Annotated in this window: 26 protein-coding genes; 12 read left to right on the plus strand and 14 right to left on the minus strand. The window is 70.8% G+C overall.

Annotated features, from left to right (window positions below; all coding sequences use genetic code 11):
- Positions 1–218 precede the first annotated feature (218 nt).
- From MFF40_RS07215 to modB, 4 genes are all read left to right on the plus strand, one after another.
- Positions 219–362 (plus strand): hypothetical protein, encoded by a 144-nt coding sequence (locus tag MFF40_RS07215; RefSeq protein ID WP_187277708.1) that lies wholly within the window; start codon positions 219–221, stop codon positions 360–362.
- A gap of 164 nt (positions 363–526) precedes the next feature.
- The gene (locus tag MFF40_RS07220) at positions 527–724 is read left to right on the plus strand and encodes a hypothetical protein (protein WP_147854802.1); all 198 of its coding nucleotides are present in this window, start codon (positions 527–529) and stop codon (positions 722–724) included.
- Between the two features lie 87 nt (positions 725–811).
- Positions 812–1,621 (plus strand): molybdate ABC transporter substrate-binding protein, encoded by an 810-nt coding sequence (gene modA, locus MFF40_RS07225; RefSeq protein ID WP_147854801.1) that lies wholly within the window; start codon positions 812–814, stop codon positions 1,619–1,621.
- Between the two features lie 18 nt (positions 1,622–1,639).
- Entirely contained in the window at positions 1,640–2,332 is a 693-nt protein-coding gene (gene modB, locus MFF40_RS07230; protein WP_147854800.1) for a molybdate ABC transporter permease subunit, read from the plus strand.
- A gap of 38 nt (positions 2,333–2,370) precedes the next feature.
- On the opposite strand, the gene MFF40_RS07235 is transcribed toward modB, so the two are convergent.
- Positions 2,371–3,027 carry a glutathione S-transferase gene (locus tag MFF40_RS07235; protein WP_147854799.1) on the minus strand — a complete coding sequence of 219 codons (657 nt, stop codon included), beginning with the start codon at positions 3,025–3,027 and terminating at the stop codon, positions 2,371–2,373.
- Positions 3,028–3,092: 65 nt separating this feature from the next.
- On the opposite strand from MFF40_RS07235, the gene modC reads away from it, so the two are divergent.
- The 3 genes from modC to MFF40_RS07250 all read left to right on the plus strand — a co-directional run bounded on the left by modC (position 3,093) and on the right by MFF40_RS07250 (position 6,416).
- Positions 3,093–4,199, plus strand: coding sequence for a molybdenum ABC transporter ATP-binding protein (modC, locus tag MFF40_RS07240; protein ID WP_147897285.1), 1,107 nt, complete (start codon positions 3,093–3,095; stop codon positions 4,197–4,199).
- A gap of 190 nt (positions 4,200–4,389) precedes the next feature.
- Positions 4,390–4,767 (plus strand): TadE/TadG family type IV pilus assembly protein, encoded by a 378-nt coding sequence (locus MFF40_RS07245; protein WP_238260034.1) that lies wholly within the window; start codon positions 4,390–4,392, stop codon positions 4,765–4,767.
- Complete coding sequence (locus MFF40_RS07250; protein WP_147897284.1) at positions 4,764–6,416, plus strand: TadG family pilus assembly protein; 1,653 nt, start codon at positions 4,764–4,766, stop codon at positions 6,414–6,416. The genes MFF40_RS07245 and MFF40_RS07250 overlap by 4 nt, the downstream gene beginning before the upstream one ends.
- Before the next feature lie 3 nt (positions 6,417–6,419).
- Here MFF40_RS07250 and MFF40_RS07255 read toward each other — a convergent pair whose 3' ends face one another.
- The 4 genes from MFF40_RS07255 to MFF40_RS07270 form a co-directional block, all read right to left on the minus strand.
- Entirely contained in the window at positions 6,420–6,677 is a 258-nt protein-coding gene (locus MFF40_RS07255) for a hypothetical protein (protein WP_147897283.1), read from the minus strand.
- Positions 6,678–6,828: 151 nt separating this feature from the next.
- On the minus strand, positions 6,829–7,017 hold the full coding sequence (locus MFF40_RS07260) for an alpha/beta hydrolase family protein (RefSeq protein WP_187277805.1): 189 nt from the start codon (positions 7,015–7,017) through the stop codon (positions 6,829–6,831).
- A gap of 197 nt (positions 7,018–7,214) precedes the next feature.
- Positions 7,215–8,495, minus strand: coding sequence for an App1 family protein phosphatidate phosphatase (locus tag MFF40_RS07265; RefSeq protein WP_147855921.1), 1,281 nt, complete (start codon positions 8,493–8,495; stop codon positions 7,215–7,217).
- Positions 8,496–8,518: 23 nt separating this feature from the next.
- Positions 8,519–8,917 (minus strand): DUF3775 domain-containing protein, encoded by a 399-nt coding sequence (locus tag MFF40_RS07270; RefSeq protein WP_238260035.1) that lies wholly within the window; start codon positions 8,915–8,917, stop codon positions 8,519–8,521.
- Positions 8,918–9,123: 206 nt separating this feature from the next.
- Here MFF40_RS07270 and MFF40_RS07275 point away from each other — a divergent pair, with 206 nt between their 5' ends.
- Both MFF40_RS07275 and MFF40_RS07280 read left to right on the plus strand, forming a co-directional pair.
- Complete coding sequence (locus tag MFF40_RS07275; RefSeq protein WP_238260036.1) at positions 9,124–10,683, plus strand: hypothetical protein; 1,560 nt, start codon at positions 9,124–9,126, stop codon at positions 10,681–10,683.
- A 60-nt stretch (positions 10,684–10,743) separates the two neighbouring features.
- Positions 10,744–12,066 carry an HlyC/CorC family transporter gene (locus tag MFF40_RS07280; RefSeq protein ID WP_147855363.1) on the plus strand — a complete coding sequence of 441 codons (1,323 nt, stop codon included), beginning with the start codon at positions 10,744–10,746 and terminating at the stop codon, positions 12,064–12,066.
- 308 nt (positions 12,067–12,374) lie between these two features.
- Here the strand turns inward: MFF40_RS07280 and MFF40_RS07285 are convergent, their stop codons facing one another.
- Positions 12,375–13,763, minus strand: a complete 1,389-nt coding sequence (locus tag MFF40_RS07285; protein WP_238260037.1) for an aminotransferase — start codon at positions 13,761–13,763, stop codon at positions 12,375–12,377.
- Between the two features lie 133 nt (positions 13,764–13,896).
- Between MFF40_RS07285 and MFF40_RS07290 the strand changes: the two genes are divergently transcribed.
- On the plus strand, positions 13,897–14,457 hold the full coding sequence (locus tag MFF40_RS07290; RefSeq protein WP_238260038.1) for a hypothetical protein: 561 nt from the start codon (positions 13,897–13,899) through the stop codon (positions 14,455–14,457).
- A 40-nt stretch (positions 14,458–14,497) separates the two neighbouring features.
- The gene (locus MFF40_RS07295; protein WP_238260039.1) at positions 14,498–14,992 is read left to right on the plus strand and encodes a glutathione peroxidase; all 495 of its coding nucleotides are present in this window, start codon (positions 14,498–14,500) and stop codon (positions 14,990–14,992) included.
- A gap of 286 nt (positions 14,993–15,278) precedes the next feature.
- Here MFF40_RS07295 and MFF40_RS07300 read toward each other — a convergent pair whose 3' ends face one another.
- From MFF40_RS07300 to MFF40_RS07315, 4 genes are all read right to left on the minus strand, one after another.
- Positions 15,279–15,584 (minus strand): hypothetical protein, encoded by a 306-nt coding sequence (locus MFF40_RS07300; RefSeq protein WP_147855360.1) that lies wholly within the window; start codon positions 15,582–15,584, stop codon positions 15,279–15,281.
- 132 nt (positions 15,585–15,716) lie between these two features.
- Complete coding sequence (locus tag MFF40_RS07305) at positions 15,717–16,505, minus strand: ATP12 family chaperone protein (RefSeq protein WP_147855359.1); 789 nt, start codon at positions 16,503–16,505, stop codon at positions 15,717–15,719.
- Positions 16,506–16,553: 48 nt separating this feature from the next.
- Positions 16,554–17,210, minus strand: a complete 657-nt coding sequence (locus tag MFF40_RS07310; protein ID WP_147855358.1) for an HAD-IA family hydrolase — start codon at positions 17,208–17,210, stop codon at positions 16,554–16,556.
- A 31-nt stretch (positions 17,211–17,241) separates the two neighbouring features.
- On the minus strand, positions 17,242–17,688 hold the full coding sequence (locus MFF40_RS07315) for a hypothetical protein (protein ID WP_238260040.1): 447 nt from the start codon (positions 17,686–17,688) through the stop codon (positions 17,242–17,244).
- A gap of 218 nt (positions 17,689–17,906) precedes the next feature.
- Between MFF40_RS07315 and MFF40_RS07320 the strand changes: the two genes are divergently transcribed.
- Positions 17,907–18,620, plus strand: coding sequence for an alpha/beta fold hydrolase (locus tag MFF40_RS07320; RefSeq protein WP_238260041.1), 714 nt, complete (start codon positions 17,907–17,909; stop codon positions 18,618–18,620).
- On the opposite strand, the gene MFF40_RS07325 is transcribed toward MFF40_RS07320, so the two are convergent.
- From MFF40_RS07325 to MFF40_RS07340, 4 genes are all read right to left on the minus strand, one after another.
- Positions 18,587–20,014 carry an RluA family pseudouridine synthase gene (locus MFF40_RS07325; RefSeq protein WP_238260042.1) on the minus strand — a complete coding sequence of 476 codons (1,428 nt, stop codon included), beginning with the start codon at positions 20,012–20,014 and terminating at the stop codon, positions 18,587–18,589. The two genes, MFF40_RS07320 and MFF40_RS07325, sit on opposite strands and share 34 nt — an antisense overlap.
- Before the next feature lie 147 nt (positions 20,015–20,161).
- Positions 20,162–21,097, minus strand: coding sequence for a PLP-dependent cysteine synthase family protein (locus MFF40_RS07330; RefSeq protein WP_238260045.1), 936 nt, complete (start codon positions 21,095–21,097; stop codon positions 20,162–20,164).
- A gap of 89 nt (positions 21,098–21,186) precedes the next feature.
- On the minus strand, positions 21,187–21,648 hold the full coding sequence (locus MFF40_RS07335; RefSeq protein ID WP_147855924.1) for an NUDIX hydrolase: 462 nt from the start codon (positions 21,646–21,648) through the stop codon (positions 21,187–21,189).
- 341 nt (positions 21,649–21,989) lie between these two features.
- On the minus strand, positions 21,990–22,367 hold the full coding sequence (locus MFF40_RS07340; protein WP_238260047.1) for a HigA family addiction module antitoxin: 378 nt from the start codon (positions 22,365–22,367) through the stop codon (positions 21,990–21,992).
- Positions 22,368–22,499: the final 132 nt, after the last annotated feature.

Below are 22,499 nucleotides of genomic sequence, written 5' to 3' on the forward strand. Positions count from 1 at the left end.
TCCGGCGCCGCGATCTCGCCACGTCGGAGGCGAGGATTGCCGATTTGTTGCTGCGTCGACACATCTGACAATCGCCGGACCGAAATCGATTTAAATCAGTTTCCGTGCAGGATTTCGCTGATTACAACAGTCTCGGCTTCCCCAAGGCCAGACCCTCAACTCTGGCGCGCCGCGCTTCGTGTGCCGGCGCGCCCGTTTTGACAGATGACAGCGTCGCCATGAATTCACCCCTGCTCGTCAGCGTCGCCGTCACGCTCACGACGACCCTCGTGGCCACGCTGTGGGCCATCCTGGTCGCGGCCGGGATGAGTCCGGCGCCCGAAGCCGAGCAGCACGGGCGGCGCGACATTCGGACCTGGTGAGGCGGTCCACGCACTCCGGATTCGCTGCGGGCGGCGCCTAGGAATGCGGCAGGGTGTCCAAGCGTTAACCACAGAATCCACAGATCGCCCACGGAACTGGCGACTGGGGCCGACGTTTTTGCCGGCTTCCGCCAGATTGCGTGATCAAGCAGGGTGCGTACAGCGTGACCAAGCCCAGGCGTTCCGGACCGCGCGAGCCCGTCATCGTCAACGATGGGGCGGTCCGCCCTTTACCCCGTGAACGGCTCTTCGGCGGACCGGCGCCGGACGGCCCGCTGCCGGGCCATCTGCTGGTGCTGCTGAGCCGGCTTCACCGGGCCGAGGCGGCGCCACGGGAGCGCCGGGAGACGTCGCGCAACTGAACGGCGCTTGGCCCGCCGGGGCGCCGCACTTAAGGTCCCGGGCGCAGGCGGCCGGTTCACGGGTCGCGCCAGGGGATGCCCGAGCCGATGCCACCCACCCGACGGATCCTGACGCTGCTCGCCGTGCTGGCCCTCGTCCCGGCGACAAGGCCGGCCCGAGCGGCCGATCCGGTGGTCGTCTTCGCCGCAGCGAGCTTGAAGAACGCGTTGGACGACGCGGCGGCCAGCTGGACGAAGGAAACCGGTACGAACACCCGGATCGCGTATGCGGGTTCGAACGCCCTGGCCAAGCAGATCGAGGCCGGGGCGCCGGCCGACCTGTTCATCTCGGCCGACCAGGCCTGGATGGACGACGCAGAGAAGGCCGGCAGCCTGAAGCCCGGCTCGCGCGTCGACCTCCTGCGCAACGCCCTGGTGCTGATCGCGTCCGGGCCGAAGGATGCCGGCTCCGACCCGGAGATCGCCCTGGCGCCGGACCTCGGCTCGACGCTCACCCGGATCCTCGGCGGCGGCAAGCTGGCGATGGCCACGATCGATGCCGTCCCGGCGGGCAGGTACGGCAAGGCCGCCCTTGAGAAGCTCGGGGCCTGGGACGCCGTGAAGGGGCAGGTCGCCCAGGCCGAGAACGTGCGCGCGGCCCTGCTGCTGGTGGCCCGCGGCGAGGCGCCGCTGGGCATCGTCTACGCCACGGACGCCGCCGCCGAGCCGGGCGTCCACGTGGTCGCGACCTTCCCGTCCGACAGCCACCCGCCGATCGTCTATCCGGCCGCGCTGATCAAGGATTCGCGCAACCCCGATGCAGCCGCCTTGCTGGCGTATCTGCGCGGCCCGGCGGCAAAGGCCTCCTTCGAGCGCCAGGGCTTCAGGGTGATGGGCAAGCCCGGCGCCAGCCAGTAGCCGCCCGCGTCCAAGGTCGTGTTCGACCTCCCCCCCGACGCCTGGAACGCCGTCGCCTTGAGCCTACGGGTGGCGAGCGTGGCGACCCTCGCGAGCCTGCTGCCGGGGCTCGCGGTGGCGTGGCTGCTGGCGCGACGCCGGTTCCCCGGGCGGGCGCTGCTCGACGGGCTGGTCCACCTTCCGCTGATCCTGCCGCCGGTGGTGACAGGCTACCTGCTGCTGCTGGCGCTCGGCCGGCGTGGATTCCTCGGGAGCGCGCTCGCGGAGATCGGCATCGTCTTCGCCTTCCGCTGGACCGGGGCCGCGCTCGCCTGCGCGGTGATGGGATTCCCCCTGATGGTGCGGGCGATGCGGCTGTCGATCGAGGCGGTCGATCCCAGACTCGAGCAGGCGGCCGGCACCCTCGGGGCGAGCCCGCTCGTCGTATTCCTCACCGTCACGCTGCCCCTCAGCCTGCCGGGCTGCATTGCGGGTGCCGTGCTGGCCTTCGCCAAGGCGATGGGCGAGTTCGGGGCGACGATCACCTTCGTGTCGAACATCCCCGGGGAGACCCAGACCCTGCCCTCGGCGATCTACACGCTGACCCAGGTCCCGGGCGGGGAGGGGCCGGCCCTGCGCCTCACCCTGATCTCGGTCGCCCTGTCGGTGACGGCCCTGCTGGTCTCGGAGTTCCTGGCGTCCCGCGCTGCGCGCCGGTTGCAGGCGGGCTGATGGCGAGACGCCAGACCGCCGCCCCGTGCAACCGCCGCTCAGGCGTACGCATAGGGGCCGCCCCGCTCCAGCGCCGCTCGGTAGGCCGGGCGAGCATGGATCCGCGCGAGCCAGGCCGTGACCCGCGGCCCGGTCCCGGTCCCGCGGGCTGCGAAGGCCTCCAGCGGGAAGCTCATCATGATGTCGGCCGCGGTGAACTCCCCGCCGCAGAAGAACGGCCTGTCGGCGAGTTCCCCATCCCAGAACGCCGCGTGCCGCCGCAGATCCGGATCGACGAAGCTCTTGAGCACCGTGTCGGCGATCCCGCGGACCAGGGGCCGCAAGGCCCAGGGGCTCTGCGGAGCCAAGCGACCGAACACCAGCTTGAGCAGCAGCGGTGGCATGGCCGAGCCCTCGGCGTAGTGCAGCCAGTAGGTGTAGCGCCCGCGCTCGGGCGTTCCCTGGGCGGGCACCAGAGCGCCGCCGGCCCGGTCGGTCAGGTAGGTGACGATGGCGCCGGTCTCGGCCACCACCGTTTCCTCCTCCGTGATGATCGGCGCCTTGCCGAGCGGATGGAGGGCGATGAGGTCCGGAGGCGCCCGCATGGTCTGCGGATCTCGATCGTAGCGCTTCACCGTGTAGGGGAGGCCGAGTTCCTCCAGCAGCCACAGCACGCGCTGCGAACGGCTGTTCTCGAGGTGGTGGACCGTGATCATCGTGCAAGCTCCGTAGCCGGTGCCAACGCGCTGCGCCGCCGCCCGTGCCGCGGGAGGTACGGGCTATGAGTATCACCGTCGACGTACAGCTCCGGCGCGGCGCCTTCGCGCTGGATGCGGCCTTCGCCGCGGGCCCGGGACTGACCGCCCTGTTCGGGCGTTCGGGATCGGGAAAGACGACGCTGATCGACCTGATCGCCGGGCTGGCCCGGCCGGATCGTGGTCGGATCGTCGCCGGCGGGGCGACGCTCGTCGACACCGCGGCGGGCGTCTTCCTGCCGCCGCACCGGCGCCGTGTCGGGGTGGTGTTCCAGGACGCCCGGCTGTTCCCGCATCTGAGCGTGCGGAGCAATCTCGGCTACGGCCGCATCTTCGCGCGCCGGCCCGCCGACCCGGCCGGCTTTGCCGCGGTGACCGAGATGCTGGGGATCGGCCATCTCCTCGACCGCCGCCCCGTCGGCCTGTCGGGGGGCGAGCGCCAGCGGGTCGCGATCGGGCGGGCGCTGCTCGCCAAGCCGCGCCTGCTGCTGATGGACGAGCCGCTGGCGGCCCTGGACGAGGCCCGGAAGGCCGAGATCCTTCCGTACATCGAGCGCCTGCGTGACGAGGCCGGCGTGCCGGTCGTCTACGTCAGCCACGCGGTGGCCGAGGTGGCGCGGCTCGCGACCACGGTGATCGTGCTGGAAGCCGGGCGCGTGGCGGCGGCCGGCCCCGCCGAGGCGATCCTGCGCCGGTCCGATCTGGTGCCGGTCCACGAGGCGGAAGCCGGCGCGCTCCTCGACATGGTCGTGGCGGGGGCCGATCCGGAAACCGGGCTGACCCGCCTGACCGGCACGGCCGGGCAGCTGCTGGTGCCGGGCCTGGCGATGCGTCCGCCCGGAACGCGGCTGCGCGTACGGATCCCGGCCCGCGACGTGCTGGTGGCGACCGAGCGGCCTCGAGGCCTGAGCGCCCGCAATATCCTCTCCGGCCAAGTCGCGACCGTGACCCCGAGCGGCGCCGACGTCGCGGTGGAGATCGATTGCAACGGCGCGCTGGTGGCCGCGCGGGTCACGGCGGCGGCGGTCCGCGAACTGGGCTTGACCCCCGGACGCCCCGTTCACGTCATCATCAAGAGCGCGACGTTCGACCCGTCGGGAATTGGAACGCTGCGACCGACGGTAGAAATTTAATCGTCCGTATTCGCCCGGAAACACTGGAATTCGGACGATGACCACAACCTTTGATTAGAGGATCGATGCGACCATGGGTTGTGCAGCCGCCGCGGCGGCTCGGCACCCGGAGGGCGTTTCGATGGGCTTACTCCAAAGGCTTCGGTGTGGCGGTCGGTCCGGTTTAGCCTGCAGGAGCGGCAGCTCGGCGGTGGAGTTCGCCCTCGTCGCGCCGCTGCTGCTGATGCTGTTTGCCGGCATCACCGCCTTCGGAATCTGCCTGGGCGCCATCCACAACCTGCGTCAGATCGCGGCCGAGGCGGCCCGCGCCTCCATCGCGGGCGTCACCGATGTCGAGCGCGCAACCCTGGCGCAGACCATGGTGAACCGCAGCCTTAGCGGCGGCGCGATGTTCCGCCCGGGAAGCGTCGCCGTGCAGGTCGGGCCCGATCCGAGCGACGCAACGATCTACACGGTCACCGTCACGCTGGACGCCAACACCCTGGGGATCAACGTCTTCTCAAAGCTGATCCCGATGCTGCCCAGCGTCCTGCGCAGCAGCATCAGCGTCCGGAAGGGCGGCCTGTGAGCCGACTATGGTGGGCGGTCGCACGGGCGCGGCGCTTCGGCCAGGCCCGGGGCGGCAACGTGGTGATCCTCGTGGCGCTCGGCAGCTCCCTCCTGATGGGCGCCGGCGCCGTGGGGATCGATCTCGGCCAGGTGTTCCAGGCTCGCCGCAAGGCGCAGGGCGCGGCCGACATCGCCGCGATGCTCGCCGCCGTCGACCCGGCCAAGGCGGACACGGTGGCGCGCCGCTCGCTGGGCGACAACGGCTACGGGACCGCGCAGGCGACGGTGGCGACCGGCGGTTACGACGCCAGCGCCCCCAACGTCGCCCCCGGTAGCCGGTTCAACCCCGGAGCGAGCCCGGCCAACGCCGTGCGGGTCGGCCTGTCGACCACGGTCCCGGTGACCTTCGGCCGGGCGATCGGGCTGCCCGGCAGCGTGCCGATCCGGGTCACCGGCACGGCGGCCAGCGCGCAATTCGCGGCGTTCACGATCGGCTCGGGCACCGCGGGTCTGAGCGGCGGGATCGCCAACGCCGTCCTCGGGGCCCTGCTGGGGGCCAAGCTGTCGCTGGGCGTCAGCGATTACAACGCGTTGGCCAGCGCCAAGGTTGACGGCCTGCGCGTCCTCGACGCGCTGGCGGCGAGCCTCAACCTACAGGCGGCCAACTACACCGACATCGTGAAGGCCAACGCCAGCGTCGGGCAGATCCTGATGGCGATACGGGTCGCCGCGCAGGGCAGTTCCGCTACCGTGGCGGCCCTCTCGAGCATCCTCAACGCGCTGCCGAACGCCGGCAACCTCGTGCCGGTCGGCCAGGTCGATGCGCTGGGCGACGTGGCGGCCTTGGCCCCCGGACGCGGCCTGGCAGGCCCGTCAGTGCAGGTGATGGATCTCCTGGCCGCCACAGCGTCCCTGGCCAACGGGCAGAACCAGGTGGCGATCGATCTCGGCGCCACCGTGCCGGGACTGCTCTCGACCCGGCTGACCCTGGCGATTGGTGAACGCCGCCGCAGTTCCGGCTGGGTCCGGCCGGGAAGCCCGAACGCCACGGTGAAGACCGCCCAGACCCGGCTGCTGATCGAGGCTACGGTCTCGGCCCCGCTCGGGCTCGGAACCATCTACCTGCCGGTCTATGCCGAGGTGGCGTCCGCTCAAGGGACGCTGCGCACGCTCACCTGCTCAGGGTCAGGCGGCGGACGCCAGGCCACCATCGAGGTGCAGACCGGCGTCGCGACCCTGGCGATCGCGGCGGTGAACCGCGCCTCGATCAACGGGGGCACCACAAGCCCGGACCTGTCGCAGCCGGCCGTGCTGATCGGGCTGCCGCTGATCAACATCGGCGGCCGGACGGTGACCAATATCGGCGCGACGACCCAGACGCTGACCTTCACGGAGGCCGATATCGCCAATCACACCACGCGCACGGTCTCGTCGGGTAACGTCGCCCAATCGCTGACCGGCAGCCTGCTGGGCAATCTCAGCCTCAACCTGAACGGCTTCGGGCTGACCCCGCTGCTCCAGACCTCCCTCGCCGCGACGCTCAGCCTCGCCGCCGCGCCCCTCGACCTGGTGCTCGATCAGGTTTTGCGCAGCCTCGGCGTGCGGATCGGCTACGCGGATGTCGAGATGGACGGCACCCTCTGCAGCCAGGCCGTGCTGGTGCAGTGACGATCAGGAGTGGCGGCGGACCGCGTAGCGGTAGCGGCGCCCCTGTTCGTCCAGCAGCTCGCTGTCCGAGCCTTCCTGCCAGACGACCTCGTCCTCCGGCGCCTTGGCGTTCGTGAGCGTCGCCCCGCGGACGATGTCGAGGCTCAGGCCGAAGCCATAATTGGTGGCCGCGGCCTCGGTGATCGCAGCCGAGATGTCGGCCTCGTCGGGCAGGCAGGCGAACAGCACGCCATCGGCGATCGCGAGGGTGTAGGTTTGCACGGATGGGCTCCGGAGATCGAGACGAGTGGGGGCCGGCACGCGAGCGCTCCAACTTAGGAGGCCCGCTCGGAACGAGAAGCGCGTTCTCTGAAATGCTGCATTGCAACATGGGGAGAGCGTCCCTCACCACAAGGTGCCGAGCCCTGGGCTCTCAGCGGGCCAGATGCGCGTTCAGGAACCGGGTGATCTCGCCGAACACCGCTTTGGTCTCCGGGGTGCCCGGGGCCGCGAGGTACTGCGCGTGCGATAGGCTCTCGAACCGTTGAAGACCGGCCTCGATCCCGGCCGCGCGCAACCCGCGATGCGTTCGCACCATGTTCGACGGGAACAGGTGGGGCATCCCGCCGATCACGATTGCGGTCGGCAGGCCGATGCAGTCGCCGTTGATCGGGCAGAGCCGCGGATCTCTTCAGTCATGCCCGGCAGCACCGGAGCCGCAGCACATTCCGGGATCGACCGCCGCACCAGGTTGCGATGCTCACAACGACGGTGAGGGCTGCCGCAAGCCCGAGAGATCGCCTGATCGCCCCCAAACCATCACAGCGCCGCTCGGGGCAGGGAGGCCGGGCGTTCCGGCTCGACCACGACGGTGGCCGGCACGGTTCCGTCGCCGACCAGGGCATCCGCAACGGCGTCGGGCGAGATCGCTGTCTCGCTGGTGGTCTCGCCGGGTTCGGCGGTGATCCTTGCGGTCTCGCGGCGCGGCGGGGTGTCGGCGCCGGCATGCTCGTCGGCGACCCGGGCCACCGCGTCCGCGGTGATCAGCCCGATCCCGGCCGCGTGCTCGGCCATGGCGACGCTGTCGGCGGCGAGCACGAGGCTGGAGCCCGCCCGGGCCACGGCCCCGGCGAGGCGAACGATCTCTTCCACCCGGGCGGCGTCGTTGGAGACGTTGCGGATGTAGACGGCGAGCACCCGCCCGGGATGCTCCTCGACGATCTGGGCGTAGACCTCCGGATCGTGCTGGCCGCTGTCGCCGATGAGCACGAACGGCAGGTCGCGGTAGAGCGACAGCATGTGGCGGATCAGCGCCTGCTTGTGATCGGTGGCCCGGCGCGGAAGCGGGTGCGTCCAGGACAGGCCCCATTCCCGCAGGAACAGCACCGGTCCCACCGGAATGCCGTGCCGCTGGAAGAACTCGGACAGCATCTCGTAGAGGCCCCAGGGGGCGCGGGACACGTAGAGCATCGGGTTGCCCTCGGACCCGCCGGCGCCCGCGTGCAGGGCCCGGTACAGGGCGGCGACGCCCGGAAACGCGACCCGGCTGTCGGCATCCTCCACGAACAGCCGCCAGAGCATCTTCAGCTTGTTGGCGACGCCGGTGTGCATCACCGTATCGTCGATGTCGCTGATCACCACGCAGCGGCAGCCGTCGGGCGGGATGAACACCGCGCCCTCGGCGGGAATCGGCGTCGTATCCTCCAGGACGAGGTCCACCGGGTGCCAGGCGCCGGGCTGGCCGGGCAGGTCGCGGGGGTGAAGGCGCAGGCGGAAATAGCCGTCGCGGTCGGTCTCGACCCGGGTCGCGTCCCCGCCGAACCGGGCCGTGATCGCAGCGCCCGCCACCGTGCGCCGGGCAATGCGCCGGCGCAGGTCGCGCCACTGCGCCCTGACGGAATCCGGGTCCTCTCCGGGGATACCGGGCGATTGCCGGAACACCCGGCCGATCATGAAGATCTCGTCGCGCGAGCCGTAGCCGCGATAGGGCTCGACGACGAGCCCGCCGAGGCCGGTGCCGCCGTGCCCTTGGGCGCGGCGGACCGGACGGGTTAGGACCCGCAGAGCCTTGGTGGCGCCGCGGCGGACCCGGGAAGCCATGGGGCCGGTCTCCGATGAGCGGCTCAGGCCTGCGGCAATTCGGGGGTCAGCCCCATCGCGTCGAGGCCTTCCTCCAGGAGGTCGCCGGCATCGGGCGCGCTCAGCAACTCTTTCACGGCGCCTTCGCCGCCGGCCTCGCGCTCGCGGGCGAAGCGGACCGCCTCGCCCCACTCCTCCGGCTCCATGTCGCCGCGGCCGACATACAGCAGGGCGAGCAGCTCGGCCCGGGCGTCGTCGTCGAGGCCCGCGATGGCGCCGCGGACCTCGGCTTCCGTGGCGTCGTCGGTGCCCGAGGTGAGCACGTCGGTGGAGCCGTCGTCGATCGGGTTCGAACCCGAATCCGGATCCGTGTTGCCCTCCTTCACCTCGATGGCGCGCAGCCGCAGAACGATGTCGGTGACGGTCTCGACGGCGATATCCATGCGCTGGTCTCCGGACTCTAACGGGGTTGGACGTTTCCGCCCTCAAGCCGCGACAACGGGCGAGTGGCCGCCGGGTTCGCTCCGCCGAACGCGACAGGTGCGTCGCCGGCCTGGGCATGCGTGGTCCGCGCCACTTTCCGCTTGCCGGACCATAGGCTAGAGGCTGCCGAACCTTTCCAACAACCCGAACGACAGCGGCGATAGACGTGACATCTTTGAACGCCGCCGCGACGACGCCTGTCGATACCGTGGATTGTCAGTCAAACAACCTCGACAAGCCCCGGTGCCTGCCGGCGCGGGCGGCGGCGCTGCTCGGCGCCCTGGCGCTCGGCTTCACCGCAGCACCGCGTCCAGCCGAGGCTCGGGCCGCAGAGGCCAGCGCGCCGAGCTGCTACGTCACCGGGGGCGGCGGGCTGGAGATCTGCCGCGACGGGGCCGAGGCCGAGGGCGTGCTGATCGCGCCCGCGCCCTGCGCGTTCGTGCGCGGGGTCCAGATCCTGCGGCTGCCGCGCGCGGAGGCGCCGGGGCCGCTGCAGATGATCTTCCAGGGCCAGAGCCCGCTGGCGTCGCGCCGCCGGGACGAGCCCTGCCCGGAGCGGCGCGCCACCGACAGTCGCGACGGCGGGTCGCTCCGCACCGGGCGCAGCCCGGAGGCGCTGGCCACGACGCTGCCGCCTTCGGCCGACCGGTTCTCGGTCGATCTCCCCGAGGAGCGTGCGCGAGGCCGCGGCTGGTCCGAGCCGCTTCCCACCGCAGAGGGCATCGGCCCCCGCGACCCGATCGCGGTCTCGGGCCGCGATTGGGCCGGGGAAGCCTACAGCTACGTCTTCCTGCTCGGGCAGGAGCGGGTGACTGTCGGCGGCGCTCCGGACCCCGAGCCGGCGGGCCGGCGGCGCGGACGCCGCAAGTCCGAGCGGGACGAGACCGCCGACCAGCCGGCCGACATCCGGCGGCGGGTGCAGATCGCGGCCCGCACCCTCGACTTCCAGACCTTCGAGATCCGCACGCGCAGCCCGGACGGCTACGGGCTGGCCTGGACGCCGTTCACCCCGGGCGGCCGCGGCACGCCGCCAACCCCCGCCCCGGTGGCCGACGAGGCCGGCAAGCCGATCGCCTCGTCCTGCCCGGCACCGGCCTTCGAGACCCACGGGCTCGCCGGCTCGATCAGCATCGTCGACCGCACCTACCACTACGTCTACACGGACGTGCTGCCCGAGGATTGCGGGCTCGCCCCCGAGAAGCGCCGCACCGCGCTCTACTTGCGCACATCGCAGGACCTCTCGGCCGCGAAGGTCTGGTCGGCTGCGAAGAAACTCGCCGCGCCGCTGCCGCCCGGGAGCGTCGTGCGGGTGGCGCGCGCCAAGGGCATGCAGCGCTGGGCGGTGTCCTACAACTGCCAGCGGCCGGCCAATGCCCCGGGGGGCCCCGTGGCCGATATCTGCCTGCAATACACGCCCGACATGAACCTCGACGGGATCGGGGCGCTCACCCTCTACGCCGACCCGGTGGAAGCCGGCCGCTCGCCGGCTTATCTCGGGCTGCGCTCAGGGGGCGACGGCACCGGCCGCTACGACCGCAGCGCGCATTTCTGGATGACGGACGCGCAGGGCAACCTCGACACCCCGGCGATCTACCCGGGCAAGGCCGGACTCCTGACCTGGCTCGACCGGCTGGCGCCGACGGCCTCAGGGCGCGACGCCTCGACCCTGTACGGGCGGCCGGTCTACTGGGCGACGTGGACGGTGCGCCGGATCGGCGCGCAATAACCCGAACGAGACGCTATATGGGCGGCCTTCCCGCTGCCCGAGTCGTGCCTCTTGGAACCGATGGACACCCATATCGACCTGTGGTTCGCCGCGAGCATCGTGGTGATCTCACTGCTGCTCTCGGCCTTCTTCGCGGGCGCCGAGACAGCCTTCACGGCCGCCTCCCGGGCGCGGATGCACGCCCTCGAACAGGCGGGCGACCCGCGGGCGGCGATCGTGAACCGCATCCTGGCGATCCGAGAGCGCTTCATCGGCGCGATGCTGATCGGCTACAACATCGTGGCGATCGGCGCCTCGGCCTTCACCACCAGCGTGCTCACCGCCCTGTTCGGCAAGAACGGCGTGATCTACGCGACCGTCGGCATGTCGGTGTTGGTCATCGTCTTCGCCGAGGTGCTGCCGAAGACGCTCGCCATCTCCAAGCCCGACAAGGCGGCCCTCCTGATGGCGAGGCCGGTGGCCTTCGCGGTCGCCATCATGGGTCCGGCGGCGATCTCCATCGAGCATCTGGTTCGGCTGATGCTGAAGCCGTTCGGCATCACCATCGGCGAGCACCAGTCGATCCTCACCGCCTCCGAGGAGTTGCGCGGGCAGGTGGCGCTGATGCATCGGGAGGGCGGCGTCGCCAAGGCCGAGCGCGACATGCTCGGCGGCCTGCTCGACCTGTCGAACCTGTCGGTCTCGGACGTGATGGTCCACCGCACCAAGATGCGGGCGATCGACGCCGACCAGCCCTCCGAGGACATCGTCCGAGCGGTGCTGGCCTCACCCTATACCCGCATGCCCCTCTGGCGCGGCACGCTCGAGAACATCGTGGGCGTGCTCCACGCCAAGGATCTGTTGCGGGCGCTGGACGCGGCGGGTGGCGACGCCTCTGGCCTGAAGGTCGAAGCCCTGGCGCTGGAGACCTGGTTCGTGCCGGGCACCACGTCGCTGCGCGCCCAGCTCAAGGCGTTCCTCACCAAGAAGACCCACTTCGCCCTGGTGGTCGACGAGTACGGCGAGGTGATGGGCCTCGTCACCCTTGAGGACATCCTGGAGGAGATCGTGGGCGAGATCGCCGACGAGCACGATGTCACCGTCTCGGGCGTGCGACCGCAGGGCGACGGCTCGGTCAACGTCGATGGCGGCGTCCCGATCCGCGACCTCAACCGGGCGATGGACTGGAACCTGCCCGACGACGAGGCCACCACCATCGCGGGCCTGGTCATCCACGAGGCACGGACCATCCCCGACCAGGGCACGGCCTTCAACTTCCACGGCTTCCGCTTCCAGGTGATCCGGAAGTCCAAGAACCGGATCACCACCCTGCGGATCACGCCGCTGACCGCGACCGGCATCCAGACCACCGCGCAGGCGGAGGCGCAGCGCGACCCGGTGTGAGGTGACTACGATCGAAACAGGTTTCGATCGTAGTCTCTCCAAGGCCGACACGCGCTTTCCCTCTTCCCTCTGCGGGCTACTGGACTCACCCATCGGGCTGGGCAACACGCGGGCAGGTGAGGCGCAGGTCCCCTCTCCCGTGCGGGAGAGGGACAGGGTGAGGGATGCGACCTCTCCGGAAAAACCTGGTCCCTCACCCCAGCCCTCTCCCGCACGGGAGAGGCGGCGCGTCGAGCCTCGCTCAACGCGTTGTGTGAACATCGTAGCCCGTGCAGGAGAGAGGGGCGCGTGTCGCGGCCCGGCTCTCCTCAGCCCAGCATTGCCTCCAGCCCCTCGGCACGGATCCAGTCGCGGGTGCGGTCGAGCGCCCGGCTCAAGCGATCGAACAGCGCGTCGATCTCGTCGAAGCTGATGATCAGCGGCGGGCAGACGGCGACCCGGTCACCGGTGAGCGCCCGCACGATCAGCCCCTCGCCCTGCGCGAAGGCGACGCAGCGGGCAGCCACGCCCGCCTTCGGCTCGTACTGGCGCTTGCTGGCCTTGTCGGCGACGATCTCCAGCCCGCCGATCAGCCCGATGCCGCCGGCCTCGCCGACGATGTCGTGCTCGGCCAGCGCCGCGAGCCGGCGCTGGAAGTGCGGCGCCTTCTCGGCCGCGCCCTCGATCACCCGGTCGCGCCGGTAGATCTCGATCGCCTTCAGCGCCACCGCGGCCGCCACGGGATGGCCGGAATAGGTGGTGCCGTGCCCGAAGGTGCCGAGCTTCTCGCTCTGGCCGATCATCGCCTCATAGAGCGGCTCGTCGATGCTGACGCCGCCGAGCGGCATGTAGGCCGACGTCAGGGCCTTGGCGAAGGAGATCGAATCAGGCCGGATCCCCAGCGCCTCGCTGCCGAACCAGGTGCCGAGCCGGCCGAAGCCGCAGATCACCTCGTCGGCGATCATCCGCACGTCGTACTTCGTCAGCACCGCCTGGACCGCCGCGAAGTAGCCGCGCGGCGGCACGATCGCTCCGCCGGCGCCCATAACCGGCTCGGCGATGAAGGCGGCCACCGTCTCGGGCCCCTCGCGCAGGATCGTCTCTTCCAGCTCGACGGCGAGCCGGGCCGAGTAGGCCTCTTCGGTCTCGCCGGGCTCGGCGCCCCGATAGAAATGCGGGCAGGACACATGCAGGAAACCGGGCAGGGGCAGGTCCCAGTCGGCATGGTTCGCGGTCAGCCCGGTCATCGAGGCGCTGGCGACGGTGACGCCGTGATAGCCCTTCTGCCGCGCGATGATTTTTTTCTTGTTCGGGCGGCCCAACGCGTTGTTGTAGTACCAGGTCAGCTTGACCTGGGTATCGTTGGCCTCGGACCCGGACGACGTAAAAAAGATCTTCGAGGTCGGGACCGGCATCAGCTCCTTCAGGGTCTCGGCCAGCTCGATCCCCGGATCGTGGCTGCGGCCGGAGAACAGGTGGGTGAAGGGCAGCCGGCCCATCTGGATCCGGGCCGCCTCGACCAGTTCCGCGTTCGAGTAGCCGAGCGCCGTGCACCACAGCCCCGACATGCCCTCGATGTAGGATCGGCCCTCCGTGTCGTAGACGTGGACGCCGTCGCCGCGCTCCAGCACCAGCGGGCCGGTATGCCGGTGTGCCGACAGGTTGGTGTAGGGGTGGAGCAGGGTTTCGACGTCGCGGGTCGCGAGATTCGAGAGCATCGTTCGCACCGTCCTCATGCCCAGGGGATCCGCCACACTACCGACCCGATGCCCGTGCAGGTAGTCCCGCGGCCCTGCGCCCGGCCTTTGCCGGATGCATGCCCCCGTGTTTGACCCGCGCGACGCACGATTCATGCTCACTTCCGGTCCTTCTCCCGCCCTCGCGCCGGAAACCTTCGTGGCGCAGCCGGCCCCCGGCCGCGCCTGCGGCGCCTGCACCCTGTGCTGCAAGGTCTACGACGTGCCGGCGGTGGAGAGCGTCGCGGGCCAGTGGTGCCGCCACACCAAGGCCGGCCAGGGCTGTGCGATCCACGCGACGCGCCCCGACCATTGCCGGGCGTTCCACTGCCTCTGGATGACCGAGAGCTGGCTCGGCCCGGAATGGAAGCCCGACCGCGCCAAGATGGTGCTCACCCTGGACCCGCTGTCCCGCAACATGAACGTGCAGGTCGATCCCGGCCAGGCGAATGTCTGGCGCCGGGAGCCCTATTACGGCCAGCTCAAGCGCTGGGCGGCGGCCTCGGTGCCCCTCCGGCGCCACGTGCTGGTGCACGTCAACAAGACCACCACTGTCGTCCTGCCCGACCGCGACGTGAGCCTCGGGGTGGTGGGGCCGGACGAGCGGATCGTCTCGCACGACCGGATGACCCCGCAGGGTCCGAGCTTCGACGTGCAGAAGGTGAAGGCCGCGTAACGCCCTTGCGGCATCCCGCCATTTGCCCGACTGATCGGGCATGACGACGATCCACGATTTCACCGTGCCGGCGGCGGACGGCAGCCCTTATCCCCTCGCGCGGCATCGGGGCGAGGTACTGCTCATCGTCAACACCGCCTCGCGATGCGGTTTCACCCCGCAATATACCGGGCTCGAGGCCCTGTGGCGGGCCCATCGCGCCGAAGGCCTGACGGTGCTCGGCTTCCCCTGCAACCAGTTCGGCGCCCAGGAGCCGGGGGACGCGGCCGAGATCGCGAGCTTCTGCTCGCTGACCTACGACGTCAGCTTCCCGGTGCTCGGCAAGGTCGCGGTGAACGGCCCGGAGGCCGAGCCGCTGTTCGACCACCTGAAGCAGGAGCGCTCGGGGCTGTTCGGCACCAAGGCGATCAAGTGGAATTTTACGAAATTTCTGGTCGCGCGGAACGGCGCGGTGATCGCCCGGTTCGCGCCGTCGGCCAAGCCCGCCTCGCTTGAGGGGAAGGTCCGGGAAGCGCTGGCGCAGCCGGCGGGGTGAGACTTTTCGAGACCGCTGCTGCGTTTCCAGTGACTCACCTCAGACCCGTGTTGCTACGCAGACCGCGTCCATCACTCTGTCATCCCGGGGCGCCGCAGGCGAGTCCGGGATCCAGCGCCGCCGGCATTGCAAGTGCTTGAGCTGTTGGTGGTTATGGATCTCGGGCTCCGCTTCGCGGCCCCGGGATGACAGGGCGGGGGATCGAACGCCTGGGAAACTTCGATATTCGCGCGCGAATAATATTTCTCTGGGATGGCGAAGCCAGCCGCCCGACTCGAGCCCAGCCTTAAACGGGATCGAGATCGGCCTCCGCCAGCCGTCGAGTCTCCGCCGCCAGCCGCAGTAGGCTCCGCAGCGGCGCGATCCGCGACGGGCGCATCGCGTCGCGCAGGATGCCGACCAGAAACCGGGCCTCGGCGATCCTGTGCAGAGTGGTATCAGCGGCGCCGGCAATCAGCGCCTGCCGCTCCAACCGTGACAGGGCCGCGAACAGCGCCTGGCCCGCCGCGGCGTCGTCGGAAGACTGTCTGTCGGCCAGGAGCGCAGCCAACGCGTCTTCGAAACGACTGTCGTGGCAAGGATCGGCGCGCATGGGTTGGTCCGACGGCTGGAATAGCCGGACCCTAAGTCAATCCTCGCCGCCTGTCAGCCGGCGACACGATCTCCCACCAATGCGCCTGGGAATGTTGCGCAAGTGCATCTGAGCAATCCGCCCAGATCCGGCTTAGACGCTAACGATCAGCTCGGCCGCAGCCTCGAACTCCGCCCGGCGGATCGCCAGCCGCGCCTCGGCCTCGGCATCCCGGCCCCAGACGTCCGCCTGGTAGGTCTCGTCCACAAGGGCCGCATCCCAGGCCTCGGCCGGGCTGAGGCGGCCGCGCAGGACCGCGAGCGCGATCAGCAGCGAGCCGGTCAGCGTGGTCAGCGTGTGCAGACCGGCCAGCCGGAACGGGCTTTCCACCGCCGCGACGGCATCGGACAGCGACCGGACCGTGTCGGGCGGCTGCGCGACATGCATCACGCCCTCGCTGAGGATCACCCGGGCTCCGAAGGTCTCGCGAGCCCAGTCGAGCACAGGGTCCCACGCGGCAGCCTGGGCCGAGACCAAGCGCTCCGGATCTCCGGCGCGATAGGCGATCAGGTCGGTGCCCGCATAGGCGCAGAGATCCTCAACCACGGCCGCGTGCCGGGGGGCCACACCGTCGATGCTGGTATTGGCGAGCCGTGTCAGCGGCATTCTGGCCGGATCGATCACCGTGTCCTGCGCGGCCCATTCGGCCGCGACCTTCTCAGCCAGCGCACGAGTCGGCAGGCTCAGCGGGTTGCGGGCGGGCGTGTTGGCCGGACGGCCGTCGAGGGTCAACCGGAACCCGTCCGGGCCTTCGGCGAAGCCGGCCTCATTGTAGAACCGGCGGGGCAGGGCGGGTTTGGCATGGCCGCGGGCCGCGCGTACCGGGTCGGGGCGTTCCCCGTCGCCCGGTTCGCCGAGCCACTCGTTCGTCACATCGCTCATGGATGCCAGATAGGTGCTTTCCAGGACGTCGGCGAGCCTCGTTGCAAGCTAAGTCTCACCCCCGGAGAACAACCCCTCCAGCGCGCCCGCGCTCGACACCACCGTGACCGCCCCGGCCCCGTAGAGGGCGCCGGCCGGGTGGTAGCCCCAGCCGACCCCGACCGCCACGGCACCGGCCGCGACGCCCATGCCGATGTCGAAGGTCGTGTCGCCGACCATGATGGTAGCGTCCGGGGTGCAGCCGGCTTCCGCCATCGCCTGCTGCAGCATGGTCGGGTCGGGCTTGGATGGCGCGTCGTCCGCGCTCTGCGTGGTGGCGAACCAGTCGGCCCAGCCGTGATGGGCGATCAGGCGATCCACCCCGCGCCGGGACTTGCCGGTGGCAAGCCCGATCAGCACGTCGTCGCGGGCATGCAGACGCGCCAGCAGGTCGCCCATCCCGGGAAACAGCGGCTCTTCGTAGGCGGGGTCGACCCGCAGGCGATTGTAGGCCTGCTTGTAGCTCTCGGAGAGGTCCGCGATCGGCCCGTCCTCGCCGACGAGGCGCCGGAACGCCTGCGGCAGCGACAGCCCGACGACCGAGAGCGCCTCGCGCCGGCCCGGGGCGGGCAGGCCGTTCTCCGCGAAGGCGAGTCCCTGGGCGGCGACGATCAGGTGTTGGCTGTCGACCAAGGTACCGTCGACGTCGAAGACGATGAGCTTCATCGCCGCGCCACGTCCGGCCCGGGACGGTCCGTCACGGCTTCCGGCCCGGCTGTAGCGGCTGGCCGGGATTCTGCTGCGCGGGCTGGCCGTGCGTGCGCTCGTAGCCGAGCCGGCAGCGGATCAGGAACCGCCGGCGCTTGCCGCCGCGCAGGGCGCGCTGGTGAGAGGCGCGGTTGCAGGCGGCATAGGACCGCCGACGGCGCTCGGCCCGGGCGCTCGAAGCCGGCCGTTGGGCGGCTTGAGGCTGGGCCGCGGGCGGCGCGGGGGAGGGGCCGGCCTGCTGCTGCGGCAGCTCCGCGGGGGGGGCGGGCTGAGCCGGCATGGGCGGGATCGGCGCCTGCTGGGTCTGCCTGGGCGCACCGGCCGACGGGGACGGGTTCGCCGGGGCGGTCGGCTTGGCCGTGTCGCCCGGCGCGGCGTAGGCGGCCGGCCCGACGAGGCAGAGGGCAGCGAGGCAGGCCAGCGTCGCGAGCTTCATGCGTCAGGGTCTCGAACCGCGGGAAATCGGCCCCGCGGTGGAACGGCGGGTCGCGGATCAGCATATGAGGCGAGTCGGCCAATTGCCAAGGCGTGCCGGCCCGTAGACTTTCGGGACCCGGTCCACGCCGCACCGGGGAGGCGCGCGCCGCATCTCGAAAGGGGGTGCCGCTCGGATACCGATGTTGCGCCCGGGCCACCGAGGATCACGACCGCGCCATGCCCCTCGTTCTGCTTCCCGGCTTCATGACCGATCCGGACCTGTGGGCCGACATGGCCCCGAGCCTCGCGCCGTTCGGGCCGATCCTGCACGGCGACCTGGGCCGGGACGACACCATCGCGGCGATGGCGCGGCGGGTCGCCGAGGAGGCGCCGGAGCGCTTCGCCCTCATCGGCTTCTCGATGGGCGGCTACGTGGCGCGGGAGATAGCCCGCCTCGCACCGGAGCGAATCGAGGCGCTCGTGTTGATCGCCACGTCGGCGCGGGCGGACACGCCCGCCCAGGCGCGCCGGAAGGACGCGGCCGTCGCGAACGTTCGCCGCCAGGGTTTCGCCGGGCTCAGCCGGTCCGCGATCCTCGGATCGGTGCATCCCGACCGGGTCGGCGACCAAGGTCTCGTCGCCCGCATCCGCAGCATGGGCGACCGCCTCGGCGGCGACGTGTTCCTGCGCCAAGCCGGACAGGCGCGTGCAAGCGACCGGGACAGGCTCGGCGCGATCACGTGCCCGACCCTGGTGGTGGCGGCCGCCCAGGACGCCCTGCGAAGCCTCGACGAGTCGCGGGAACTGCGAGACGGCATCCCCGGCGCCGCCCTGATAGTGATCGACGGCTCCGGCCACATGCTTCCGATGGAGGCCCCCGAGGCGCTGGCAGAGGCCATCGTACCGTGGCTGCGCGATCAGCTCTCCGGCGCCTCGACGATCGGATCGTAGCGGGATGCGTCGAAGCCCAGCAGGTTCCAGCTCTGGGCCATGTGCTGCGGCAGCGGCGCGCTGACATCCACGGGCCGGCCGGTGCGCGGATGCGGAATCACGATCCGCCGGGCGAGCAGGTGGAGCCGGTTCTGGATCCCGCCCGGAAGCTCCCAGTTCTCCACGGAAAAGTATTTCGGATCGCCGACGATGGGGTGCCCGATATGGGCCGCGTGAGCACGCAGCTGATGGGTCCGCCCGGTCACGGGCTTGAACGACAGCCACGACAGCTTCTGGGCAGCCTGATCGACCATCGCGTAATAGGTCAGGGCGTGACTGGCGCCCTCGTCGCCGTGCTTGGCCACCCGCATGCGCGCATCGGCGTCGGTCGGCTCGTCCTTGGCGAGATAGGTCGAGACCCGACCCTGGCGCACCCGCGGCACGCCCGCAGTGAGCGCCCAGTAGATCTTGCGCGCGGCCCGCGAGCGGAAGCTTTTTGCCAGCGTCGCGGCCGCCAGCCTCGTCTTGGCGACAATCAGGCAGCCGGCCGTATCCTTGTCGAGCCGGTGGACGAGGCGCGGCTTCTGGCCGTCCGGGCCGGTCAGCGCGGCGAGCAGCCCGTCGACGTGGCGGACGGTGCCCGACCCGCCCTGGACCGCAAGACCGAAGGGCTTGTTGAGCACCATCATGTCGGCATCCTCGTAGAGGATCAGCGAGCGGATGAACTCGGCGTCGTCCTGCTCCCGCGCGGCGCTGCGCGGGCGCTCGGTCGGCTGATCGAGACGCAGCGGCGGCACGCGCACGCTCATGCCGGGCTCCAGCCGGTCGTTCGGTTTGGCGCGCTTGCCGTCGACCCGCAGCTCGCCCTTGCGGACGATGCTCTGCACCCGGGTGAAGGGCAGGAGCGGGAAGCGCGCGGTGAGGAATCGGTCGATGCGCATGCCGGCCTCGTCCGCCTCGACCGTCAGGGTCTGCACCCCGGAGGCGAGGGTCGCGGAGGCAGCGGCGCGCTGCTCGCGCCTTGTCGGACCCGCCGGCGCGGCAGGGGGCGAAGGCTGGGCGGCCGGCCGCGACTCGACGGGCTTGGCATACGCCTTCGCGGCCGGCCTGGCGCTCGGCCGGGGCGGCGCCTTGCGCGGAGGCGCGGCATCGTCGCGCTCGGCCCGGGCAGGCCGCGGCCTCGGCTTCGCCGCCGCCGCCGCGGCGGCAGCGGCAGCCACGGCGTGGGGCGTGCCCGGTGCGGTCCAGGGATCGCGCGCGCCAGCATCGTCGCCGCGGTTGCGGGCGGCGCGCTCGGCGGCGTCGCGGGCGCTGGTGCGCGGGCCTGTGCGGGCGCGCTCGCCATACGGCGGAAACTTACCGGACGGGGGCTTGCGTCCCTTCGGGCCGCCGCGGGGGGGTGGTCGTGTCGTCATGATTCCGCCAGCACCCGTCTCCGCTTCGGACGGAACGTCCGGGCGCATCGGCCGCGGCGTCGCGGAGGACCCGGACCGATGGGGTAACCCGGCTCTAGCATCGCGGGGGCGCAGCGGCAAAGGCGGCGATGGCCGACGCCACAACCGTCAGTATTTGAGGCCGGTGTCGCACAGCACCGTCACGGCGACCGCGTCGGCCGGCAGGCGGCCGGAGCCGAGCAGGGCGGCGGCGGCGCAGACATTGGCGGCAGCCGAGTAGCCGACATGCAGGCCCTCCCGCGTCGCCAGCAACCGGCGCCATCGCACGGCCTCGTCGTCGGTCGCCGCGACAGCCAGATCCATGAACCCGGGATCCCAATGCGGCGGCACGCTGCCGTAGCCCGTCCCCTGCAAGACGTGACGCGGCTTGGTGATGGCCTCACCCGCCAGCGGCCGGCAGCCCTCGGGCTCCACGGCCGCACAGACGACGCGCGGATCGCGCGCCCGGAGCGCCGCGGCGACCCCGAGGAAGGTCGCGCCCGTCCCGACCGAGGCGACCCAGGCATCGATCCGCCCCCCGCATTGCGCCCAGATCTCCGGGCCGGTCGTCTCCCTGTGGATCGCGACGCCCTCCGCGGCATGGAACTGGTCGACATAGAAACCGCCGCGTTCACCGGCCAGGCGTTGCGCCGCCTCGGCAGCCGCCGCGACATCGGCCCCGGTCACTTGTCCCGGCACGCCATCGACCTGCGGCACCAGTACGACCTCCGCGCCCAGCGCCTCGAGCATTCGCGCCCTCTGCGGGCTGTTCCCCGCCGACAGGGTGACGACCAGCGGATGACCGAGCGCTGCGCAGGCCACCGCAAGGCCTGCCCCCATATTGCCGCTCGACATCTCCACCACCGGGGCCGCCGGTGCCAAACGGCCGTCCGCCTGCGCGGCGAGCAGGATGGCGCGGGCGGCGCGATCCTTCACGCTCCCGCCGGGCTGCATGAACTCGGCCTTGGCCAGGATGCGGCCCGGCCCAGGATGGACGCGATCGAGGGCGATGAGCGGCGTGTTGCCGATCAGATCGAGGGCGGACGCAGCGACAGTCGATGGCACGGACGCGGACTCGGCTCGGGTGACTCCACCGGTGCTGTCTAGCAGCCGCGCCGTGCGCCCGACAGAGAAGGCGCCGCGCGCACGCGCGCCTACGACCGCCGCTCGGCCAACAGTCGCGCCTTCAGCCCAACCGGGTAGAGTTCGGGCCCGCCGTCGCGATCGAGGGCCTCAAGATCGTACCAGCGGGCAAGGCACGGCGTGCCGGAATCCTCGTGGAAGACGATGCATTCCTGCGTATCGAGCGGGTCGGGCGGCAGGGCGACCGGGAATAGGAACAGCACCTCGTGGCCCAGGCTGCCCTCGTGAGTGTAGAGGTTCTCCATCACGATCGGAGCACCGAGGACCCGCACCGTGAGACCAAGCTCCTCCCGGAACTCCCGAACGAGCGCCGCCTCGGCCAACTCGCCGAATTCCACACTGCCTCCGAGCGGTCGCACGCCTTTGAGGCGCCCGTCGTCGGTATAGACCTCGGCGACGAGCAACTGCCGCCCGCGCCAGGGCAGGCCCAGCGCCTTCACGCGGATCTCCGGAGAGGGGCGCCAGACTGTCATGCGGTCTGGTATGCCGCGGCTCGCAAACCGACAATGGTCCAGGGTGCGGGATCCGTGGTTTCCGGCGGCGCGCAGAACGTTGTTGCCCGCCGTACACATTGCGGACGGGCTCAACGCGGCAAAAGCTTCGTCGCGCCGATGTTCTGTTTCATCGTCGAATGCCGATGCAGCGCGCGTCGGAAGTCTTTGGACCGTCCACGGACTTGCGCGAACCTAACGGCTGCTCCGGAGTTTCTTGCGATCAGCCGGAGGTCCTGAAGGGCGGGGACACAGTCTCCCGCCCGCAGCCGCGACAGGTTCGGCATCCCGGATGCCTGGCCGAGATCCGCCAGGTGCGAACGTTACGCGAAGGCGTGCTTTCGCTCAGGCGTCTGGGCCCGTGTCTGGGCAACCTGCAGCCGTGTCGCGGCGACCTGAGACCAAGCCTTGGCCATCGAGTCGTTCCGAACATTCCGCTCGCGCCTGCGCACGGCGGCGATGTCGAACTGCTTCTGCATCTCCATCATCATTTCCATACTGTACCCGAACGCCTTCTCGATCTGGAAAGCCAGGTCGGCAGTCAGAGGGGACTTCTCGGTGAGAAAATCCGTCAGCGCGTGACGCGTGACGCCTAGAAGTCCGGCCGCCTCCATGATGGTGAGGTTGCGCGGCTCGAAGACCTTGCGGCGAACGAACAGGCCGGGATGACACGGATTTGCCGGTTGATGGACAGCGTTCACCTGGGTCTCCTTCGTCAATTGACACGACCGTCTTCGGATGGGCGTCTAGATCGATCGATCGCCACGGCGGCAGACCACTAGCACTACTTTGGTAGATTGAGGGAACGCTGGAGGTTTTTGCGGATTCGCCTG

This window comes from Methylobacterium mesophilicum (assembly GCF_022179445.1).
GTDB lineage: Bacteria > Pseudomonadota > Alphaproteobacteria > Rhizobiales > Beijerinckiaceae > Methylobacterium > Methylobacterium mesophilicum.

Bases quoted from the DNA above. Each gene is read 5' to 3' on its own strand.
- MFF40_RS07215 (WP_187277708.1), top strand. From the start codon at position 219: ATGAATTCACCCCTGCTCGTCAGCGTCGCCGTCACGCTCACGACGACC.
- modA (WP_147854801.1), top strand. From the start codon at position 812: ATGCCACCCACCCGACGGATCCTGACGCTGCTCGCCGTGCTGGCCCTC.
- MFF40_RS07235 (WP_147854799.1), bottom strand. From the start codon at position 3,027: ATGATCACGGTCCACCACCTCGAGAACAGCCGTTCGCAGCGCGTGCTG.
- modC (WP_147897285.1), top strand. From the start codon at position 3,093: ATGAGTATCACCGTCGACGTACAGCTCCGGCGCGGCGCCTTCGCGCTG.
- MFF40_RS07260 (WP_187277805.1), bottom strand. From the start codon at position 7,017: ATGCCCCACCTGTTCCCGTCGAACATGGTGCGAACGCATCGCGGGTTG.
- MFF40_RS07265 (WP_147855921.1), bottom strand. From the start codon at position 8,495: ATGGCTTCCCGGGTCCGCCGCGGCGCCACCAAGGCTCTGCGGGTCCTA.
- MFF40_RS07270 (WP_238260035.1), bottom strand. From the start codon at position 8,917: ATGGATATCGCCGTCGAGACCGTCACCGACATCGTTCTGCGGCTGCGC.
- MFF40_RS07280 (WP_147855363.1), top strand. From the start codon at position 10,744: ATGGACACCCATATCGACCTGTGGTTCGCCGCGAGCATCGTGGTGATC.
- MFF40_RS07285 (WP_238260037.1), bottom strand. From the start codon at position 13,763: ATGCTCTCGAATCTCGCGACCCGCGACGTCGAAACCCTGCTCCACCCC.
- MFF40_RS07290 (WP_238260038.1), top strand. From the start codon at position 13,897: ATGCTCACTTCCGGTCCTTCTCCCGCCCTCGCGCCGGAAACCTTCGTG.
- MFF40_RS07295 (WP_238260039.1), top strand. From the start codon at position 14,498: ATGACGACGATCCACGATTTCACCGTGCCGGCGGCGGACGGCAGCCCT.
- MFF40_RS07300 (WP_147855360.1), bottom strand. From the start codon at position 15,584: ATGCGCGCCGATCCTTGCCACGACAGTCGTTTCGAAGACGCGTTGGCT.
- MFF40_RS07305 (WP_147855359.1), bottom strand. From the start codon at position 16,505: ATGAGCGATGTGACGAACGAGTGGCTCGGCGAACCGGGCGACGGGGAA.
- MFF40_RS07310 (WP_147855358.1), bottom strand. From the start codon at position 17,210: ATGAAGCTCATCGTCTTCGACGTCGACGGTACCTTGGTCGACAGCCAA.
- MFF40_RS07315 (WP_238260040.1), bottom strand. From the start codon at position 17,688: ATGAAGCTCGCGACGCTGGCCTGCCTCGCTGCCCTCTGCCTCGTCGGG.
- MFF40_RS07320 (WP_238260041.1), top strand. From the start codon at position 17,907: ATGCCCCTCGTTCTGCTTCCCGGCTTCATGACCGATCCGGACCTGTGG.
- MFF40_RS07325 (WP_238260042.1), bottom strand. From the start codon at position 20,014: ATGACGACACGACCACCCCCCCGCGGCGGCCCGAAGGGACGCAAGCCC.
- MFF40_RS07335 (WP_147855924.1), bottom strand. From the start codon at position 21,648: ATGACAGTCTGGCGCCCCTCTCCGGAGATCCGCGTGAAGGCGCTGGGC.